General features: G+C 63.0%; 13 protein-coding genes and 1 pseudogene. 6 read left to right on the top strand and 8 right to left on the bottom strand.

All coding sequences use genetic code 11. The features are described 5' to 3' along the window. Positions 1 to 68 precede the first annotated feature (68 nt). A complete protein-coding gene (locus VGP39_RS17955; RefSeq protein ID WP_327569445.1) occupies positions 69 to 530 on the top strand; it encodes an iron-sulfur cluster assembly scaffold protein in 462 nt (153 codons plus the stop codon). Positions 531 to 544: 14 nt separating this feature from the next. On the opposite strand, the gene VGP39_RS17950 is transcribed toward VGP39_RS17955, so the two are convergent. Then, complete coding sequence (locus tag VGP39_RS17950; protein WP_414644713.1) at positions 545 to 1,447, bottom strand: hypothetical protein; 903 nt, start codon at positions 1,445 to 1,447, stop codon at positions 545 to 547. A gap of 254 nt (positions 1,448 to 1,701) precedes the next feature. On the opposite strand from VGP39_RS17950, the gene yidD reads away from it, so the two are divergent. Continuing rightward, positions 1,702 to 2,046, top strand: coding sequence for a membrane protein insertion efficiency factor YidD (yidD, locus tag VGP39_RS17945; RefSeq protein ID WP_327569444.1), 345 nt, complete (start codon positions 1,702 to 1,704; stop codon positions 2,044 to 2,046). A gap of 62 nt (positions 2,047 to 2,108) precedes the next feature. Here yidD and VGP39_RS17940 read toward each other — a convergent pair. Then, positions 2,109 to 3,280 (bottom strand): annotated as a pseudogene (locus VGP39_RS17940) (MFS transporter). Positions 3,281 to 3,486: 206 nt separating this feature from the next. Between VGP39_RS17940 and VGP39_RS17935 the strand changes: the two are divergent. Both VGP39_RS17935 and thrS read left to right on the top strand, forming a co-directional pair. Further along, positions 3,487 to 5,649, top strand: coding sequence for a pentapeptide repeat-containing protein (locus VGP39_RS17935; protein ID WP_327569443.1), 2,163 nt, complete (start codon positions 3,487 to 3,489; stop codon positions 5,647 to 5,649). 93 nt (positions 5,650 to 5,742) lie between these two features. Next, positions 5,743 to 7,788 (top strand): threonine--tRNA ligase, encoded by a 2,046-nt coding sequence (thrS, locus tag VGP39_RS17930; RefSeq protein ID WP_327569442.1) that lies wholly within the window; start codon positions 5,743 to 5,745, stop codon positions 7,786 to 7,788. Between the two features lie 197 nt (positions 7,789 to 7,985). On the opposite strand, the gene VGP39_RS17925 is transcribed toward thrS, so the two are convergent. Next, positions 7,986 to 8,273 carry a hypothetical protein gene (locus VGP39_RS17925; RefSeq protein ID WP_327569441.1) on the bottom strand — a complete coding sequence of 96 codons (288 nt, stop codon included), beginning with the start codon at positions 8,271 to 8,273 and terminating at the stop codon, positions 7,986 to 7,988. A gap of 145 nt (positions 8,274 to 8,418) precedes the next feature. Between VGP39_RS17925 and VGP39_RS17920 the strand changes: the two genes are divergently transcribed. Beyond that, positions 8,419 to 8,982, top strand: coding sequence for a nitroreductase (locus VGP39_RS17920; RefSeq protein WP_327569440.1), 564 nt, complete (start codon positions 8,419 to 8,421; stop codon positions 8,980 to 8,982). Positions 8,983 to 9,026: 44 nt separating this feature from the next. On the opposite strand, the gene VGP39_RS17915 is transcribed toward VGP39_RS17920, so the two are convergent. The 3 genes from VGP39_RS17915 to VGP39_RS17905 form a co-directional block, all read right to left on the bottom strand. Continuing rightward, positions 9,027 to 9,818: a hypothetical protein gene (locus VGP39_RS17915; protein ID WP_327569439.1), complete on the bottom strand. Its 792-nt coding sequence runs from the start codon at positions 9,816 to 9,818 to the stop codon at positions 9,027 to 9,029. 58 nt (positions 9,819 to 9,876) lie between these two features. Then, positions 9,877 to 10,287 carry a DUF1236 domain-containing protein gene (locus VGP39_RS17910; RefSeq protein ID WP_327569438.1) on the bottom strand — a complete coding sequence of 137 codons (411 nt, stop codon included), beginning with the start codon at positions 10,285 to 10,287 and terminating at the stop codon, positions 9,877 to 9,879. 197 nt (positions 10,288 to 10,484) lie between these two features. After that, complete coding sequence (locus VGP39_RS17905) at positions 10,485 to 11,558, bottom strand: hypothetical protein (RefSeq protein WP_414644712.1); 1,074 nt, start codon at positions 11,556 to 11,558, stop codon at positions 10,485 to 10,487. Positions 11,559 to 11,884: 326 nt separating this feature from the next. On the opposite strand from VGP39_RS17905, the gene VGP39_RS17900 reads away from it, so the two are divergent. Continuing rightward, complete coding sequence (locus VGP39_RS17900) at positions 11,885 to 12,934, top strand: patatin-like phospholipase family protein (protein ID WP_327569436.1); 1,050 nt, start codon at positions 11,885 to 11,887, stop codon at positions 12,932 to 12,934. A 3-nt stretch (positions 12,935 to 12,937) separates the two neighbouring features. Here the strand turns inward: VGP39_RS17900 and VGP39_RS17895 are convergent, their stop codons facing one another. Both VGP39_RS17895 and VGP39_RS17890 read right to left on the bottom strand, forming a co-directional pair. Next, positions 12,938 to 13,366, bottom strand: coding sequence for a CBS domain-containing protein (locus tag VGP39_RS17895; protein WP_327569435.1), 429 nt, complete (start codon positions 13,364 to 13,366; stop codon positions 12,938 to 12,940). An 80-nt stretch (positions 13,367 to 13,446) separates the two neighbouring features. Beyond that, positions 13,447 to 13,972, bottom strand: a 526-nt coding sequence (locus VGP39_RS17890) for a rhomboid family intramembrane serine protease (protein WP_327569434.1), incomplete at its 5' end; no start/stop codon positions are given.

The raw sequence follows: 13,972 nt of genomic DNA, 5'->3' as shown, positions 1-13,972 counted from the left end.
ACCATGGCCGGGTACCGCCAAGGGCGATCCGGCCCGCCGGCCACTTACGAGCCTGAGACCTCACGCTTATGCTGAACGACATCTACAACAAGCGCATCATCGAACTGGCCGGCAATATTCCCCGTCTCGGACGCCTCCCCGCCCCCGGCGCCAGCGCCAGCGCGCATTCGAAACTGTGCGGCTCAACCGTCAAGGTCGACCTCACCATGGACGGTCCCGTCGTCACCGATTTCGCCCATGACGTGAAAGCCTGCGCGCTTGGCCAGGCCTCGTCCTCGATCATGGCCGCGCATGTGGTCGGTTCGACCGCGGACGAACTGCGAGAACTGCGCGAGACCGTACGCAAGATGCTGAAGGAAAACGGCCAGCCGCCGCAGGGCAAATGGGCCGACATCGCGCTGCTCGAGCCGGTGCGGGACTACAAGGCCCGCCATGCCTCGACCATGCTGACCTTCGATGCGGTGGTCGATGCGATCGGCCAGATCGAGGCCAAGGCGAAAGCGCCGGCGCCGGCGCCGGCACAGGGCTGAACGCTCGGCGGACCTTACTTGCGATCCGCAGCCGCGACGCCGCCGGTGGGCAGCACGGCGGCTTCCGCGGTCTTGGTGGACTTCGGCGCCGGAAGCGGCTTCTCCGCGCCCGCGATCTCGCTCGTGAGGCGATCCTGGATCTTTGCACTCGCATCGGCAACCGCCGCATTGGCGTTGCTGTCGTTCGGCGAAAACACTTCGGCGACCGCGTCGGTGGTGATGAGATTGGTCAGCCGCAATTCCGCGGGCGACAGTTCGCGCAGATCTTCCCAGGGCGGCACGCTCAGCGCCAAAGACAACAGATCGCCGGTACCGCCCATGTCGAAGGTGTATTTGGCGAGGCGGCCGATATCGCGCTCAACGATCATCAGATCCTGCGCGCTGTAGCTCGCGGCCCTGGCGTCATCGGCGCGGTCGCCCATCCAGATCTGATGCACCCGGACATGCGCGCCATCGGGCACGTAACGAACCTTGCCCGCCAGCAGCAGGAACACGCACATGGATTCGCAATAGGCTTGCGGTACAACGCCGGCACGGTCGCCGTTGCGCGGATCGAAGCTGGTGCCGACCGTCGTCAGCATGCCGAGATTGCGCCAGCGCCGGCCCAGCGCAATGGCGTCGTTGACCGAGCCGCCGCTGGAATCCAGCACGACGGCGGCGCCGCCGAGCTGGCGTGTGCGCGCAAATTCATCGAATTCTCTCGGGGTGTCCGCGGTGACGATACCGACCGCGCCGACCCAGCCGCGGCAATTCGGCTGGCACGCGACCCAGGTGAACCGCATCGGCAGTTTGCGTTCTTCAAGGGTGCCGCCCGCATGCGCCGAGCCGCCCGAGGTGGCCACGGGGCCAGTGAGGGCGATGCACAAGGCCGCGGCGCAGAGCAGCACCGAGCCGCCGAATGTAAGCGACAGCCTCAAGTTGGTTCCTTCCCCCTCGCCCCAAGCGAAGCAGTAGCAACGGCCCCCAAATCAACACCAGATGATTCTGTCATCCAAGCGTTATCAAAAAGGTAACCTCACGACACAAAGACGTCCATTAACATCTTGGACAATATTGCTGCGCTGCCACTAGATGCGTGCGATATTTGGCAGGTGTGACTCAATTGCATAGCCGAGGCGGTTCCCTGCAACGGAACCAGGCAAAACCGCGCTCCCAAATGAGCAGACCGCTTATGAAACATCCATCCGCCAATTCGTCGCAATGTCCGGACTGTACCGGCGCGCTGCAACGGCTGCCGCGCAATGCCGGGCGCGCCATGATCTGGCTCTACCGGCACACGCTCTCGCCGCTGGTCGGATACAACTGCCGACACTTTCCGACCTGTTCGGTCTATGGCGACGAGGCGATCGAGCGCTTCGGCCTGTGGGGCGGCGGCTGGATGACGCTGGCGCGGCTGCTGCGCTGCCAGCCCTGGGGCACCTCCGGCATCGACAACGTGCCGCCGACGAAACCCGCGGGCGCATGCTGGTATCTGCCGTGGCGGTTCGGGCGCTGGCGCGGGGTCAACGGGCCTTGACCGTCGTTGCGGGCAGCGAGGCGGACGAAGCAATCCGCTTCGTGGCTTCTGGATTGCGATGTTCAGGATTTCGCCGCTGAAACCCTGCTTGTCGAGATCACCGTGAGCAGCGCCAGCGCGACAAATCCCGCCGCCACATAGCCGGCCGCGTAGAGTTGATCGTGCGCGTACAGGACGCCGCCGATCGCCGAGCCTACCGCCTGGCCGACATAGAGCACCGAGGTGTTCAGCGACACCGACGCGGAGGCGAGCGGCGGCGCCGCGATCACCAGCCGCACCTGCTGCATGGAGTTGGTCGAGGCGAAACCGAGCCCCCAGATCGCGACCGACAGCGCCATCAGCGGATAAACGCCCGCGGTCAGCGCCCAGCCGCAGATGCCGGAGAGCAGCAGGCTGGTGAACAGCAGCGAGCTTTTATAGGGTCCCCAGGAATCTACGATGCGGGTCGCGACGCTATTCCGATAAAACCGAACACGCCGTAGATCGCGAACACCAGGCCAACGGCATCGGGACCGGCGCCGGTCAGCTTCGTCAGCAGCGGCCCCATGAAGGTGAAGACCACGAATTGCCCGGACATCTGCAAGGTGGTGATCAGGAGCAGCAGCAGGATCATCCGGTTGCGCCCGACAAGACCCCAAGTCTTCAGGTCGACCGGCGCGCCGATCAATCCGCCGGGCAGGCGCCAGGCCAGCAGCAGAAAACTTAAAGCTGCGGTCACGGCGATACCGCCATACGCCGCGCGAAAACCGTAGCGGCTGGCGATGAAGGCGATCATCGGCAGGCCGACCGCCGCGGCCAGCGACCAGCCGAGAAAGATGTAGGCGATGGTGCTGCCGCGTTTTTCGTCGCGAACGATCAGGCCTGCGGTGCCGGCCGCCTGCGGCGTATAGAGCGCGCCGACCGCCAGCATGATCAGGCGGAGCCCCAGCAGCGTCGCGTAATCGGGCGCGAAGGCGGACGCGGCATTGGTGATGGCAAATATCGCCAGGGTTGCGGCCAGTAGCGTGCGGCGCTCGATCCGGCTGGTCAGCCACGCCGTCAGCGGCGAGCCGATGCACAGCACCGCGGCGCCGAAGGTGATCAGCAGCCCGGCGTCGCGAATGCCGACGCCTAGGTCCGCGGATAACTCACTCAGCATCCCCGCCGGCGCCAGCACCGAGCAGCCGGTGACGAAATTTCCGAGCATCAATGCGGTGGGCGAAAAGCGGCGGGCGGAGGGAGTCGGAGCATGCATGCAGATGCATGTAGGCGATGGCAGCGGGGAAAGGAAGGATGGGGCTGGCGTTTCAGCGTGGTGCGGCCTGCTCATCTTGAGGCGTGGTGCGCCTTATGCCAGATCGTCAGGGGCAAACCCCCGGTATCCAATCTCGCCGGCCCGCGCGCGCTTGCATGGCGCCGCACCACCTGCAACACTTCAACCTATGCGGGCAGTGAAAGGCCATGGCGGACACCAAGAAGATCGATCCATTCGATGTCGAAGCGCTGGAGAAGTCGCTGAACGATTCGGCGACGCGGGTATCGACGATCTGGGTGAGCTTTCTGATCTTCTCACTGTATCTCCTAATTGCCGCCACGACCGTCACTCATCGCCAGCTTTTCCTCGCCGAGCCGGTCAAGTTGCCGGTGCTGAATATCGACCTGCCGCTGTGGGGATTCTTCTGGCTCGCTCCGATCCTGTTCGTGGTCTTTCACGCCTATGTGCTGATCCAACTGATCCTGCTGGCGCGGACTGCTGGCGCGTATGACGCGGCAGTCGCGAAACTCATCGAGCAAGACAATTTGTCTCCGGAGGCAAATGTCTCTCTCCGCCAACGCCTCGCCAACACGCTGTTTGCGCAAATCCTCGCGGGCTCGCCGCGTGAACGTGAAGGCTGGTTCGGATCACTGCTCAAGGCGATGGCATGGATCACCTTGGTGATCGCGCCAATCATTACACTGCTGACGTTTCAATTCATGTTCCTGCCCTATCACAGCCATCTCGCGACCTGGACGCATCGGTTCCTGATCCTGCTGGAGTTCGTCGTGGCATTCAAACTTTGGCCGCTTGTGCTCAATCCGCAGCGCGAGTTCGAGTGGCCAAGCTGGCGACGGAGAATTGGGGACATGGCGTTCCGTGTCACGGAGCTGTTGAGATCGAGCGAAGGCCGGCAGCCCGATGGGCAAGGTTTGCGACTGCTCGCGCTACCGATGACCGCAGGCATTCTCTTTGTTCTTCTATCCCTGTCGTTCGGTACATTTCCGGGCGAACCCCACGTCAATCTGTTCACCGGGCAGCCGCTAACCTCCGTGGGTTGCGGACGATGGCTCCATCAAAGTTTTGAGCATACCGACCTAAGATTCGATCGCCTGATCCCGTTGGGCTATTTCGTCGACGACGAGAAAGTAGCCAAGGCTGAGAAAGCCATTTCTGACAGAAAGCTGGCGCCGTGGGCGGGTGAACCTGCTCGAAGCCTGCGCAATCGCGACCTAAATTGCATTACGATATCCGGGGATCTTCGCCACGTCGACTTCACAGGAGCTCACTTTTTGGGCGCCACGATGTTTTTCGTGGATCTTCAGGGCGCGAACCTGTCGGATGCACGATTTCAAGGCGCATACCTCAACGGCACGAAATTCCGTGGCGTTTTGCTCTTTCGTACTCAATTTCAAGGAGCCGTGCTGAGAGCTGCCAGCTTCGTCGACTCACGCTTGGTTGGGACTCAATTTCAGGGAGCTAACCTGAGCATAACCAGTTTTCAGGGAGGGCAACTTGAAGAAGTTCAACTTCAAGGGGCTTTTCTCGAGGGCGCTCGGCTGCAGGGCGCGTCATTTATCAACGCCCAGCTTCAGGGCTCAATTCTGGACGGTGCCCATCTCGAAGGCGCATGGTTCAAGGACGTTTGGTTACAGGGCGCCTCGCTAAAAAGCGCTCAGCTTCAAGGCGCGATGCTGGACGGCGTCCACCTCCAAGGTGCCGACTTCATGGATACGGTCCTCGATTATTCGCTATTATCTAATGTCTGGGTCTGGCGCACAGCAAACCTCAATTGCACAGAGGCGCGCGTCATTGATCGCAAGCTCGATGACGTCATCGAAACTGGCGCGGATATACGAGTGGGGGGGAGATTTAGATCGCCAACGCTACGTCCAATGCTACATGCTAAGGCAACGCCGGCTGCAATTTCTACTTTTATCGAACGTTCGGTCGCGGAAATTCCGGATACCAGCCTTACCACCACTCCTACCAGCAAAAAGGCAGTGGCTATCCGAATGCATCGAGGATTCGAGGTTGATCCGGCGCAGGATGATGCACAGGCCTTCGACAAAGAGAGCAAGTGCCAAGGCAGCGTTCCTCGGGAGCAATTTGATAGGGCACATGCCGAATTGCTCCGGAAACTTGTCTGCGATGATCTTAAAGAAGAGCGTAAGGCGGTTGTCGAAAACATTGTCGCTAACTGGATTTCCGAAACGGAAGATCGGCGTGCCTTTTCCGCACAGCTCGCAAAAGGTCTGCTCGGGGAAGATGGCAAGCCATGCGCTGCTGCCAAAGACTATGACGAAGACACCAAAACGGTGCTTCGGGGTGCCGCCGGCCCGTCTCCCGCCGCGATCGCGCCTAAATAGCCCCCGTTCCCTTTCCCTCTTCCTTGCGCTAAAAGCCCTCCTCGTTCCCGCTTACCTGCGCTCGTTCGCAGGAGTGAGCCTCAGGAGAGCCATATGCCCGACAAGAACGCGCCCGCGTCCGGATTCCAGTACGGCCTCGCCAACCTCAAACCGGCTGTCGAACCCGAGATGATCACCCTCACCTTCCCCGACGGCGCGACGCGCGAATTCCCCAAGAGCGTCACCGGCCTCGATATCGCCAGGGGCATCTCGCCGTCGCTGGCCAAGCGCACGGTGGCGATGGCGCTGGATGGCGTGGTCAGCGATCTCGCCGATCCGATCGAGGCCGACGTCAAGATCGAGTTCATCAACCGCGACGATTCCCGCGCGCTGGAGCTGATCCGGCACGATGCCGCGCATGTGCTCGCCGAAGCCGTGCAGTCGCTGTGGCCGGGCACGCAGGTCACCATCGGTCCTGTGATCGAGAACGGGTTCTATTACGACTTCTTCCGCAACGAGCCGTTCACGCCGGAGGATTTTGCCGCGATCGAAAAACGGATGCGCGAGATCATCGCGCGCGACAAGCCGTTCACCAGGGACGTCTGGGATCGCGAAAAGACAAAACAGGTGTTTCGCGACAAGGGCGAAGCGTTCAAGGTCGAGCTTGTCGATGCCATTCCCGGCGACGAGCCGATCAAGATCTATTATCAGGGCGACTGGTTCGATCTCTGCCGCGGGCCGCACATGACGTCGACCGGCAAGGTCGGCAACGCGTTCAAGCTGATGAAGGTCGCCGGCGCATACTGGCGCGGCGACAGCAACAATCCGATGCTGACGCGCATCTACGGCACCGCGTTCGCAAAGCAGGAAGAGCTCGACGCCTATCTGAAGCAGATCGAGGAAGCGGAAAAACGCGACCACCGCAAGCTCGGCCGCGAGCTCGATTTGTTTCACTTCCAGGAGGAAGGTCCCGGCGTGGTGTTCTGGCACGCCAAGGGCTGGACGATTTTCCAGGCTGTGGTCGCCTATATGCGGCGGCGGCTCACCGGCGATTACGACGAAGTCAACGCGCCGCAGATGCTCGACAAGTCGCTGTGGGAGACCTCCGGCCACTGGGAGTGGTACCGCGAAAGCATGTTCGCCGCGCAATCGGCCGGCGACGAAGCCGAAGACAAGCGCTGGTTCGCAATCAAGCCGATGAACTGCCCCGGCCATGTGCAGATTTTCAAGCACGGCCTGAAGAGCTATCGCGACCTGCCGCTACGATTAGCCGAATTCGGCGTGGTGCATCGCTATGAGCCGTCGGGCGCGATGCATGGGCTGATGCGGGTGCGCGGCTTTACCCAGGACGACGCCCACGTGTTCTGCACCGAGGCGCAGCTCGCCGACGAATGCCTGAAGATCAACGACTTGATCCTTTCGACCTATGCGGATTTCGGCTTTGAGGGCGAGCTCACGGTAAAACTGTCGACGCGTCCCGAAAAGCGCGTCGGCACCGATGAGATGTGGGACCATGCCGAGCGGGTGATGGCGACGGTGCTGTCGCAGATCCAGGCGCAGGGCCACAATCGCATCAAGACGTCGATCAATCCCGGCGAAGGCGCCTTCTACGGGCCGAAATTCGAATACGTGCTGCGCGACGCGATCGGCCGCGACTGGCAGTGCGGGACCACGCAGGTGGATTTCAACCTGCCGGAGCGGTTCGGCGCGTTCTATATCGACGCCGACGGCTCGAAGAAAGCCCCGGTGATGGTGCACCGCGCGATCTGCGGCTCGATGGAGCGCTTCATCGGCATTTTGATCGAGCACTATGCCGGCAATTTTCCGCTCTGGCTGGCGCCGATCCAGGCCGTGGTCACCACCATCACCTCGGAAGGCGACGAATACGCAAAAGTCGTCACCGCGGCGGCGCGGCGCGCCGGCTTGCGCGTCGAGCTCGATTTGCGCAACGAGAAGATCAACTACAAGGTCCGCGAGCATTCGCTGGCGAAGATCCCGGCGCTGCTGGTGGTCGGCAAGAAGGAAGCCGAGACGCACTCGGTTTCGATCCGGCGCCTAGGCAGCGAGCGGCAGCAGGTGACGCCGACCGGCGAGGCGATCGCGGCTCTGGTCGAAGAGGCCACGCCGCCAGACGTGAGACGGGTGCGGGAGGTGGCATGATCGTCATGTGTCGCCATGGCCGGGCTTGACATTCAGCCGTCATCCTGAGAGTCCGACTGGAAATCTTTCAGGTGAAATCTGACCTTGCCCTTTGCTCGTCATGCCCGGCCTTGTGCCGGGCATCCACGTCTTACTTCTATCCAAACAAGAAAGAAAGACGTGGATGGCCGGACAAGCTCGGCCATGACGCCCCCTTTTCAGTCAGGCTCTGAGGAGCCGCGCGCTTGCGCGCGGCGTCTCGAACGACAGCCCTGGTGCATGTAGCCCATCCTTCTAGGCTCGCCCGAGAGGGCGAGCACCTCAGGATGACGGCGGTAATTGGGAAACAGGATATCGTTCAAACAACGATCCTTCCCACGCCTGTACCAGAGCAACGCATCCAGTCGATCACCTTGCGACGTATTGCGCCGGGCGTTCATTAGGCCTTCGATTTCCTTCAGGGCTTGGCGGTAGTCGCGCTGCGATTTGATCGGTGCAATATCCATTGGATGACCTGGCACTGTTCGCGTAGATTCTACGCCTGACGAATTCCATTCACAATCGAATCTAAATACGCTTTAACCGCCTCGTTGGCTGCTTATCTCCATGATATGCGGTCTCCTAAATTCATTCCCACTGAAAGAACTCATCTTGCCCGACGCCATCGACTTCCTGAAAACCCGCCGCTCGGTAAAGCCGCGCGAGATGAGCGGGCCCGGCCCCTCGCCCGCGGAACTTGAGACCATCCTCACCGTCGGCGCGCGGGTGCCCGACCACGGCAAGCTGGCGCCGTGGCGCTTCATCGTGTTCGAAGGCGACGCCCGCGCCCGCGCCGGCGAGGCGATCGCGGACGTGTTCGCGCGGAAAAATCCGCAGAGCCCGCCGGCCGACATCGAGGTCGAGAAGCGCCGCCTGATGGACGCGCCGCTGGTGATCGCGGTGGTGAGTTTTACCAAGCCGCATCCCAAGGTGCCGGAATGGGAGCAGCAACTGTCCGCCGGCGCCAGCGCCATGAACATCGTTACCGCCGCCACCGCGCTCGGCTATGGCGCCAACTGGCTGACCGGCTGGTTCGCCTACGACCGCGACTTGCTCGACGGGCTCGGGCTGAAGGCGAACGAAAAAATCGCCGGCTTCATTCATATCGGCACACCTTCGAAGCCAAGCGAAGACCGTCCGCGCCCGGCGCTCGGCGATATCGTGACAAGGTTTTAGGATCGAATGTTCGGCGTTATGCGCGGACTTGACGTACTGTCAGATCAAAAATCATCGTCATCCGCGAAGGCCGAGACGCTGCCGTATCCGGCCAATCCGGATCTGGCCTGGGTCATCGGCAGCAGCCGTTGCTCACGGCGCCCGTCGGGAAATTCGATCGTGCGCAAGATCATCATCACCGGCTTGCGCGAAGACGATGCAAATCGCTCGCCTCGCCTGTTTTTTGAAACCGCTTCTTTCTTATTGACCGCCTGTTTCCTAACGGCCTGTTTCTTGGCGATCGGCACTTCGGAATGACCGGCAGCCGGCTCGGACGCGGGCCCGGCCTTGATTTCGGGGGGCTTCCTGGGCGTGACGCGTGCACTGTCGGCCTTGCCGGCCGGCCTTTGCTGTGCATCGGATTCCTTGTGGACGGCTTTGATTTTCTCCGGCGTGCCAACCGCACTGATCTCCGCCCTTGCGTCCAGTTTGGGATCGTGCGCGAGCACCGCCGTGTCGGGAACGTGCGGCCTGGCCGCATCCGTCGAGGCATCCGCTGCGGCGCGGGCGTTCGAGGGATCGGCAATTTTTACGGAACGGTCGTCGCCATCTTCGACCGCGGCCGGAGCCGGCTTGACGCCGTCTTCCGCCAGCGATTCAGCCACTTTGCGATGAAGCGCGCGTGCCTCGCGTAATTTCTTGGCGTTGATCGCCCGCGACCTCGATGCGGAGGCCGCGCGCGAACCATCGCCTACCGCAGCGGCAGGTTCATCCGGGGCCAGCAGCCACTGGACACCGGCATACCCGCCGCCCAGGAAGACCGACAGCGCCACCAGATATCCGATCAAGAGCTGCATGGCCCAACCCCTAAAAACAGAAGCGGCCCGCGAATGCGAGCCGCTTCCGGTTCAAACGCTAGTCGATGACCTGGACGATGCGGTGGGTACCCGGGTCGACCAGCACCGCCCGGTCATTGACGACCGTATAGCGGTAGTTGGTCACGCCATATTCGCGCGGCACCTCGTAATAGGTCACGCCGGACGACGGCAGATCGGCGCCGACGCGCACTTCGCGGTCATAGCGGTAGGAAGGATGACGTCGCTCGACCACATAGGAGCGGAACCGCGGTCGCGCATCGTCAGCGATCGCGCCGCCGACGGCGCCGACGGTCGCGCCAACCGCCGCACCGACCGGGCCGCCCACAATGGCACCGCCGACCGCGCCGGTCGCGGCGCCCGCCGCCGGCCCGCCCTGTGCATGCGCCGCGATCGGCAACGCCATCATCGCGGCAACCGCGCAACTTGCTAGAAAGCTGGTCTTTGTCATGGGAAGCCTCCGAGGGATGAAAACAAGTACGTCCTAGCAACCCTGCGCGCCGAGGTTGGTTCCGCGCGACGCGCGACGGTTGGTTGGTTGAGCTAAGGGAACTTGAGCGGAACCGGGAGAGCCAAGCATGGAAAATGTCGGAGCAGTTCCCTGGTGGAGACGTTCGCGCCACCGCGTCCGGGACACGAGGCTGTTCTCTAGCGCGCCACTACTTCGATTTCGCCGTCGACGCCGTTGACGACGTTGAACGGGCGCTCGAACACCTTGCCCTCGTTCTTGGCGATGGCGCGGTATTCGCCTTCGGACAGCACCACGCGGGGAAACGCGCCGATCGATTCCTTGATGACGTCGCCGCCCGGCGTGATCACCGACCACGCGGTGTTGGCCAGCGCCTCGCCGCCCTTGTCGCCGACCAGCTTCAGGGTAATGACCGCGGCGCGATGGGTGATGATGACGTCGGTGAGCTTGCCGGCCTGCACGCGAATGTCCGAGCGCACCACCGAATTGGCGTCGCCGTAGTTGGAGATGATGTAATAGGTTCCCTCCGGCACCAGCACCACATCGCCGGCGGCAACGCTTGGCACCAGCGCGGCGCGCTCGGAGGCCTCGAACTGGCTGCCCTTGTGAATCGCAAATGAAATCTGGTTCTGTGGAATCTTCGAACTGCCGACGCGGCCCTCGATACGCAGGCCTCCGGCCGGCAGCAGGAAAGATTCGCGGAAGGTATCGGCCTTCAAAGTCACCGGCCGCACCGCGCTGACCAGACCGAGCGCGACATGGACGACATAGCCGCCGGGGGGCAGCACGATATTCGGCGTGGCGCCGCGCTCCTCGCGGACCAGCTTGAAGGTGCCGGTCTCGTCGGGCCGGTCGGAAAAAACCCGCCACACCAGTCCGCTGTTGATGACCGGAAGATCCTTGCCGTAACGCGCCGTCAGCGACAACACCGCCTGCCCGGGCGTCGATGCGATCGGCGGCGCCACCACCGGCGGCGTCACGGCGGAAACCGGAGGTTGGGTCAGCGGCGCCGGCAGATTGGGCACCGATGCCGGACCCGAGGGTGGGGCAAGGCTGATGGCGCCGCCGGAGGGCACGTCGGGCACCGACGCCGGGGGCACCGGCGGCGGACGATCGCTAAAGAACTGGGCAAACGAGACGGTTGGGGTCGCCACCGCGATAAAGCCGGCGAGCGCAAGCGTCGATGCCAGGCGTCCGCACCGTCCGGCTCGATCGGCCCCGCGGTCTTTTCGAATATGGCCCCACGCAGTCATGACGCATGCTTTTCACCGAAAACGCGGCAAATTCAAGCCTGCAGCCGGGCTTGCAGGTCCACCGCCTCTTTAGAAAGGGGCTAAAGAGGAAAGTATTGCCCCTGGCGTCGCGGTCTAGTCACAATTTCGGCCTCGTGTGGGTGGTGCCGAGGTCGCTTCGCTTGCAAGTTTCAGGGAAAGGCGTGCGCTGAGGTCAAGTGAATTGCGGATCGGGAGACTAGCCGGAGCCGAGACCCGGACGGCGGCATAAACCATGCCTGCAGCGCATTCTGGCAAGATCATGCCGCAGCGAATAAGTTTGGCGCGTCATCCATGGAGTCCCTCCGGTGCTGGATAATTTGATCGGCCGCGGCCAGAACGGATCCAACAGCCGCGACAAGGTCGGCCTCGGCAGCATCCGGCGGCCGGTGATCGGGCTGGCCTTGGGCGGCGGCGCCGCGCGCGGATTTGCCCATATCGGCATTGTCAGGACCCTGGTCGCCCACGGCATCGTTCCCAATGTCGTGGTCGGCACGTCGATCGGCGCCGTGGTCGGCGGCTCCTACGCCGCGGGCCAGCTCGATGCGCTGGAGCACTGGGCGCGCAGCCTGCAGCCGCGGAACATCTTTGGCTATCTTGACATCCGCCTTAACGGATCCGGGCTGATCGGTGGCGCCAAGCTCGCCGCCCAGCTGGAGGCCGCGTTGGGCAAGACGCTGATCGAAGAGCTGCCGCTCAAATTCGCCACCGTCGCGACCGAGGTCAGGACCGGCCACGAGATCTGGCTGACCCATGGCCGCATGGTCGATGCGATGCGCGCCTCCTATGCCCTGCCCGGAATTTTCGCGCCGGTTCTGGTCGGCGACCGCTGGCTGGTCGACGGCGCCCTGGTCAATCCGGTGCCGGTGTCGGCCGCGCGTGCGCTCGGTGCGGAGATGGTGATCGCCGCCAATCTCTCCAGCGACGTATTCGCCCATAGCACCACGATTTTCTCCCACGGCCCGGCGGCCGATGCGCCGGAACCGGTGATCGAAGTGGCCGTCGCGCCGCCAAAGCGCGGCCTGGGGAAATTCTTCTCGCCCGAGCGCACCGTCAAGCGCGAGTTTTTCGGCGGCGGCGGCAGCCCCGGCATCTCCACGGTCATGGTCGATGCCTTCAACATCATGCAGGACCGCATCACCCGCGCGCGGCTCGCCGGCGATCCGCCGGACCTGTTGATCTCGCCGCGGGTCGGCCAGATCGGCTGGTTCGATTTCCACCGCGCCGGCGATTTGATCGCGCATGGCGCGCGCGCGGCCGAACGCGCCATCGAATCGATCCAGGAAGCGATCCAGATTCTCGCGCCGCCGGCGCCCGGCGAGCCGGGCACGGTGGTCGAAAGGAAGCCCAAAGCCTGATGATCAGGCGGTCTTGATGTAGTTCTGCAGCGCTTCCTGCTCGTTCTCGAATTCCTTGACGCGCCACTTGACGATGTCGCCGATCGAGATCAGGCCGACCACCTTGTCGTCCTCGACCACGGGCAGATGCCTGAACTTGCCCGATGTCATCCGTTCCATGATCGAACTGACGGTGTCTTTCTCCCGGCAACTGACGACCTTGCGCGTCATCACCGTGCTCACGGGCTCGTCCAGCACGGCGGCGCCGCGCTCTCCGAGCACGCGCACGATGTCGCGCTCCGACAGGATGCCCTCGATGCGCCCGCCGCTCATGACCAGCACCGCGCCGATCCGCCGCTCCGACAGAATCTTTACCGCGGCCGAAAGCTTCGCTTCCGGCTCGACGCTCAAGATGGCGTGGCCCTTGGAATCGAGAATTGCACGTACCGTCATTGTCGCCTCCCTGGATGCGATCAAGAGATGCATATCTGAACACATAGGGACGCTGAATGGAATAGCGAGAGCAGCGACGATCAGCCCGGACCGGACACGTCGGAGGATGATGTATCGGCGGCTTCGCTGCGGGTGCGCGGAACGGGATCGAACAGCGAAAACAACAGCAGACCCGCGAAAAATCCGCCGATATGCGCCTGCCAGGCGACACTTACGCCGTCGGCGCCGATCGCAATCGATCCGACCCCGAAGATGATGTTGACACCGAACCAGACGCCGAGGAATCCCAGGACGCGCGGATTGCGCAAGGCGCGCAGCAGCGACAGCGCCGGCACCTGTGCCGCCGCATCGGCATCGCCGCGGCGAAACGACAGGAAGCTGCCCTGCACGAAGGCGAAACGGATGGCGGCCGCCATCGCGCCGGACACCGACGCCGAAGCGCCGATCATCGGCGCCACCGCATGTTCGTGGGTAACCAGATGCGCCAGCGCGCCGGCAATCGCGGTCACCGCCATGAACAGGAAGAACCGCATTGCGCCGAAGCGGCGCGCCACCGCACTTCCGAACGGCAGCAGCCACAGCACGTTGAATCCGATGTGGCTGAGA

It is taken from the genome of Bradyrhizobium sp., assembly GCF_036009065.1.
Taxonomy (GTDB): domain Bacteria; phylum Pseudomonadota; class Alphaproteobacteria; order Rhizobiales; family Xanthobacteraceae; genus Bradyrhizobium.
The sequence above is the reverse complement of the archived record's forward strand: the minus strand, read 5'-3'. Positions and strand labels throughout refer to the sequence as shown.

What these genes read in the sequence shown, in the direction of transcription:
- VGP39_RS17910 (WP_327569438.1), bottom strand. Translation starts at nt 10,287, where the DNA reads ATGACAAAGACCAGCTTTCTAGCAAGTTGCGCGGTTGCCGCGATGATG.
- VGP39_RS17925 (WP_327569441.1), bottom strand. Translation starts at nt 8,273, where the DNA reads ATGGATATTGCACCGATCAAATCGCAGCGCGACTACCGCCAAGCCCTG.
- VGP39_RS17915 (WP_327569439.1), bottom strand. Translation starts at nt 9,818, where the DNA reads ATGCAGCTCTTGATCGGATATCTGGTGGCGCTGTCGGTCTTCCTGGGC.
- VGP39_RS17955 (WP_327569445.1), top strand. Translation starts at nt 69, where the DNA reads ATGCTGAACGACATCTACAACAAGCGCATCATCGAACTGGCCGGCAAT.
- VGP39_RS17905 (WP_414644712.1), bottom strand. Translation starts at nt 11,558, where the DNA reads ATGACTGCGTGGGGCCATATTCGAAAAGACCGCGGGGCCGATCGAGCC.
- VGP39_RS17935 (WP_327569443.1), top strand. Translation starts at nt 3,487, where the DNA reads ATGGCGGACACCAAGAAGATCGATCCATTCGATGTCGAAGCGCTGGAG.
- yidD (WP_327569444.1), top strand. Translation starts at nt 1,702, where the DNA reads ATGAAACATCCATCCGCCAATTCGTCGCAATGTCCGGACTGTACCGGC.
- VGP39_RS17895 (WP_327569435.1), bottom strand. Translation starts at nt 13,366, where the DNA reads ATGACGGTACGTGCAATTCTCGATTCCAAGGGCCACGCCATCTTGAGC.
- thrS (WP_327569442.1), top strand. Translation starts at nt 5,743, where the DNA reads ATGCCCGACAAGAACGCGCCCGCGTCCGGATTCCAGTACGGCCTCGCC.